Here is a 3,624-nt window from a genome sequence, read left to right as displayed (position 1 = left end):
AGGAAAGCGAGTAGCCCGTAGCGGAAATCAGCCTCTTTGGATGTATAAAAATGGTTAATCAACACACCTGATAAAAGTTCATACTAAATCTCCTCCCTTAAAACATTATTATCTTGAGCATTTTTTTGTAACCATTGTTTAGCTTCTTCACCTACTAAAAATATTGGTTCTTCAAGTGAGCCAATATTGATGCTTTTAATAATAGCCTCTTCTAGTCCTCTTATACCTTCTAGTTCCGCTTCTTTCAACAACACTTTTTCAAATGTCGATTCGCTTATATCTGCATTTTGAAGGTTAGCATTGCGGAAATCTACATTATCAAAAAGTGCTGCTACTAATGTTGCATTCCTTAAATTTGCATTATTAAATATAGTTTCAATACAATCACTTTTAGCAAATCGTGCGTTTTGAATATTTGTATTTGTAAAATTTGCATAAGAAACATCAGCCTTATAGAAATCAGCATTGTCTAGATTTGCGAATACAAAATTTGAAGAGCAAATAGTTGAGGAATGCATGTCTTTTTTTATCAAGTCCATACCATTAAAAATACAATCAGTAATATAAGCTTGATGTAATGGATATTCTATTAAATCTATTTCTGTTAAATCTACTTCATCAAGAACTAATTTTTTTCCCTGTAAGCCCATAGTATCAACCCAAAATCTATGTGATTCTAAAAGCTGAACTAATTCCTCTTTATTATAAATATTAATGCTGGTTACCTCCTTTTAAGGATACCAATTAATCTTGTCTGATATTGCCTCTTTCAATTGATTAATATGCTCTGTGGTCAGATTTCTATTGTCAATTATCACATTATGACCACGTTCAAATCCTTTATTTAATTATTTCATAGTAAAAGCGCCTTTTTTTGGTAAAGTATGACTATAAGGATAAGATTCCTAACTCTTCACATCCCATTTCTCCCCTGTAGTAACATCAATAAATTCAGCATCTTTATTAACATTTCGATCTCTATATCAAGTTAGAGATTTTTCATATTATTGTTGGTTAGGATGAGAACTTAGAGGAGCAAGTACAGCTTTTGAGAGATTCTTAATAGTATATAAAGTTTAGCGCTATTCGAAGATAATTCCGAAACTAACATTTTCAAAATTCAAATATGCGTTACAAATATCAGAAGTATAGTAGGGTTCAAGTTCTTGGATATTTCTCTGAGTAATAAACAATCCAAATCCAGATACATTGTTATAATCATTTTCAAATAATTGAATTTCTGCATCGGTATCATCATTAGCAACAATTATTTCTACTTTTTGATCAATTGACTGAATAGCCTTTTCATGAACTTTAATCAACTTATCAATTTTTTTGTAAATATTCTCCTTTTGAAATTCTATGTCAATTAAATCAAAATCAGTTTCATAATATTTACGATCATCATATTTATAGCTATTTACTTCAATTTCTTCAGTATATTGTTTCATAAATAAATTATAAATTACTTCAATTTCTTGTTTCTTTAATTCTTGCTCTGAGAGATAGGTATTAACTAATCTCACTATTTAACAACTCCTGTCTCAATTAAATATTTGTTTACTGAATGCCTTATCTATTGAACTTTGTTTGAATACAACATCATCAGCATTGTTGACAAATTTACCCGTCTTTTGGATTTTCTTTTTTAAAGACTTGCCTGTCTTTTTAACACTCTTAGCAACAGAGATACTGCCAAAGAAACTACCAACGGTTCCCCAGAAGCCTTTATCCTTCTTCGCCACTAAGCACCACCCCCACCAGGGATCATACCCATGACGTCTAGTGCGTATTCAAGGTCAACGCCTTCTACCGATGTATTTGACACGGACACAGGTGCTTTGATTGAACCTTCCATTGTGACAACCTGTCCCTGTATATCGGTGATACCGTCAAGGACGAAACTGCTGAAACCACATGTCAAGCGCATGGATTCTGTTACACTCATGGAAATGCTTTTCCCAGCAAAGCGTTATTTAGATTACGAAATTAAAGCATTGATGTGCTTACACCATAATAACGAAATATTCATACGGGTATTACATCGGTTATATGTGTTATTGGTTGAATAATGGATTCATTCGGCAATGTGAAGAGAGCTTTTAAGAGCCACCCAGCTAGTCCATAGACTGAAAAAAACACAACACGACGGTTAGCTCGCATTGTGGCGTTGTTCGTTCTACTATAAAACCATTCCAAGAATAGTTGCAACAAGTGGATAAAAGTAGTTCTTATTGTTTTCTACAAACCTGTTTCATAGTCTTCTATAAAATGTGACCAGAATCCTTCAACGTCTTTCATTGCTACGGGATCAATTTGGTCAAACATCTTTTGGAGTTCATGTGCATATTTTTGTGTACTATATTCATTTTCTTGTTTCATTTTCATTGCCAATTCATTTTTTATTAAATGGAACAAAAAAAATGTCCTCAAATCTTTATTTATCATATATAAATGAGGTTCATGAAGGGCTGAAGTAGTAAAAAATTCACTGCTACTTTCTTTAAAATACAATCCATATGAGTTACGCATACCGAAACTTGCAAAATGACCAATTTTAATATACTGTACACCTTCAATTAATATTTTTTGAAAAGTATCTGATCCATAGAACATAAAATCATTATATTCCTCTGGCACTCCGATACTGACCATAAACTCAGCATTATCATGACTTACACCGAGGCTTACTAATTCATTGTAATCATAGTCTCTTATTTCAGAGTCATAGTAGTCACGAATCTCACGAATATTAATATCCACACTTTCACTTCTCCTTCTACGCTCTAAAATATCATTTTGTATCATAGGCTTTGTTCTTATGTATAAGATAATCGGGTAATAAGTTCGATTGTCTTTTTTAACAGTTATCATTTTAATGTGTCATAGCTGACCACCATTAATTATTAATCCAAATTTAATATACATCCCAACAGTTTTTCGTATAATTTAAAAAAAACTTGAAAAGCATATAGCCATTCAAGGTTTGCTTGGGAGTCATGATTAATCTTTCTTGATGTAAAACTAGTTTAAATTAAATATTTTTCCGCTTAAATTTTTGGATTCAAAAACTTTGATGTCCCAAATTTAATCCATATACTCCTCAGCGATTTGAATACTTCTCTTTAAATTTAAGTCTGGGTATCTTAGATCTAGGCGGTATAGTAGTTCAATATACTTTTTACTTTGCAAATTATATGCCACTTCTTCAAAAACCTCACTTAAAAATGAAAGTTCTGTTTTTGTACAAACCTGAAAGAAATTCAAAGTCAAGTTTTCATCTTCACTTAGTAAAACAATTAACTCTTCCCATTTTTGCTCAATTCTTGGGTCATTATCATCTAATAATGCTCGTGCACCTAAGACTGCTCTAACTTTTTTCTCAAACATTGTTAATGCTCCTTTTTTTAAAAAAATGAAACAATTCATGCTAGCCCTTGTATTTAGCCAGATTGCTAAAACCAGCCTCAGCTCATTATGATGTAAGTTAAAACCCCCTTATTTGTAGATAATTGCTTAAAAGTAAAATATACCTTTTGCTTTAAGACACTAGTGTCGCATTAAAATAATTCCACACTAACGTTTAAACTGAATTTTCTGTAATATATTCCAGGCACGAAAAAA

5 protein-coding genes are annotated in these 3,624 nt (G+C 31.7%); all 5 read right to left on the bottom strand.

The window, feature by feature from the left end; genetic code table 11:
• Positions 1 to 83: 83 nt before the first annotated feature.
• The 5 genes from AMS59_RS23520 to AMS59_RS23495 all read right to left on the bottom strand — a co-directional run bounded on the left by AMS59_RS23520 (position 84) and on the right by AMS59_RS23495 (position 3,390).
• Positions 84 to 650, bottom strand: a complete 567-nt coding sequence (locus AMS59_RS23520; RefSeq protein WP_053486131.1) for a pentapeptide repeat-containing protein — start codon at positions 648 to 650, stop codon at positions 84 to 86.
• 432 nt (positions 651 to 1,082) lie between these two features.
• Positions 1,083 to 1,526 carry a hypothetical protein gene (locus AMS59_RS23515; RefSeq protein ID WP_053486130.1) on the bottom strand — a complete coding sequence of 148 codons (444 nt, stop codon included), beginning with the start codon at positions 1,524 to 1,526 and terminating at the stop codon, positions 1,083 to 1,085.
• Between the two features lie 18 nt (positions 1,527 to 1,544).
• Complete coding sequence (locus tag AMS59_RS23510) at positions 1,545 to 1,745, bottom strand: hypothetical protein (RefSeq protein WP_053486129.1); 201 nt, start codon at positions 1,743 to 1,745, stop codon at positions 1,545 to 1,547.
• Between the two features lie 496 nt (positions 1,746 to 2,241).
• Positions 2,242 to 2,763: an SUKH-4 family immunity protein gene (locus AMS59_RS23500; RefSeq protein WP_053486127.1), complete on the bottom strand. Its 522-nt coding sequence runs from the start codon at positions 2,761 to 2,763 to the stop codon at positions 2,242 to 2,244.
• A gap of 324 nt (positions 2,764 to 3,087) precedes the next feature.
• A complete protein-coding gene (locus AMS59_RS23495; protein ID WP_053486126.1) occupies positions 3,088 to 3,390 on the bottom strand; it encodes a hypothetical protein in 303 nt (100 codons plus the stop codon).
• Between the last annotated feature and the right edge of the window lie 234 nt (positions 3,391 to 3,624).

Origin of the sequence: Lysinibacillus sp. FJAT-14745 (assembly GCF_001275675.1) — a bacterium.
Taxonomy (GTDB): Bacteria; Bacillota; Bacilli; order Bacillales_A; family Planococcaceae; genus Lysinibacillus.
This window is presented reverse-complemented; position numbering and strand designations above follow the sequence as displayed.

What these genes read in the sequence shown, in the direction of transcription:
- AMS59_RS23520 (WP_053486131.1), bottom strand. Translation starts at nt 650, where the DNA reads ATGGGCTTACAGGGAAAAAAATTAGTTCTTGATGAAGTAGATTTAACA.
- AMS59_RS23495 (WP_053486126.1), bottom strand. Translation starts at nt 3,390, where the DNA reads ATGTTTGAGAAAAAAGTTAGAGCAGTCTTAGGTGCACGAGCATTATTA.